The organism is Promicromonospora kroppenstedtii DSM 19349, from assembly GCF_000515355.1.
Lineage (GTDB): Bacteria > Actinomycetota > Actinomycetes > Actinomycetales > Cellulomonadaceae > Promicromonospora > Promicromonospora kroppenstedtii.
The window spans coordinates 694-1,442 of sequence record NZ_KI911582.1 but is presented as its reverse complement, the minus strand read 5'-3'; the positions used below and the strand labels follow the sequence as shown (position 1 = coordinate 1,442).

Below are 749 nucleotides of genomic sequence, written 5' to 3'. Positions count from 1 at the left end.
GCGATCGTCCGGCGGCCGGTCCCTCCGACCCCACCGGCAGACACAGTGCTAGACGCCAGGCGTCTGGCCTTGCGGGGGGCAACATCCCGAGCGGATCGCGTGCTCGAACACGCAGCGAAGGCGCTGACCGAGCGCCGCCGGGAGCTAGACCGAGCACTCACCCGCTACGACGGCGAGGGCTCTCGATGAAGGCGTGGCTCGCGGGACCCCGCGACTCCGACTTCGACACGCCGGCGAGCCTGCTCCGTCGCGCCGGCTACAGCGTCTGGACGCCGGTCTCGGCGCCGGATGACCTCGCGGGGTCTCTCCGCTGGACCGTCGAGCGCGTGCCTCGAAGCCGACGTCGTCGTCGAGCTCCCGGGCTGGGAGATCGGCTCGGCAACGGACGTCGAGCTCACGCTCGCCACGGCGATGGGCGTGTCCGTCGTCAACCTCGCCGAGGCCCTCTCCGTGGAGCCGGAGCGGCTCCCGGCGTAGTACCGCACTAGACGACAGCCCCCTACCGCACTGCATCTGCCAGCGGTAGGGGGCTTTGTCGTGCATCTGCCCGGGTGAAGAAATCTAAAGACCTGCGAAAGCGCCTTGCATTCGCCTCTCGCGCCGTGTTACACATGAGTCACCTTGCGTGACTCGCACTCATCGCCCCGAGGTCGCTCGATCTCCGGGACACCGTCACCCCACGAAGGGCCTATTTGCCATGTCTGAAATCAGCGTGTTCCGCTACACCGACGCCGACCTCTCGCTCGACG

General features: G+C 68.2%; 2 protein-coding genes. Both read left to right on the top strand.

The window, feature by feature from the left end:
- Nucleotides 1-3 precede the first annotated feature (3 nt).
- A complete protein-coding gene (locus tag PROKR_RS38110; RefSeq protein WP_425414848.1) occupies nucleotides 4-189 on the top strand; it encodes a DUF7169 domain-containing protein in 186 nt (61 codons plus the stop codon).
- Nucleotides 190-288: 99 nt separating this feature from the next.
- Nucleotides 289-477 carry a hypothetical protein gene (locus PROKR_RS02415; RefSeq protein WP_036959332.1) on the top strand — a complete coding sequence of 63 codons (189 nt, stop codon included), beginning with the start codon at nucleotides 289-291 and terminating at the stop codon, nucleotides 475-477.
- Nucleotides 478-749: the final 272 nt, after the last annotated feature.

What these genes read in the sequence shown, in the direction of transcription:
- PROKR_RS02415 (WP_036959332.1), top strand. Translation starts at nt 289, where the DNA reads ATGACCTCGCGGGGTCTCTCCGCTGGACCGTCGAGCGCGTGCCTCGAA.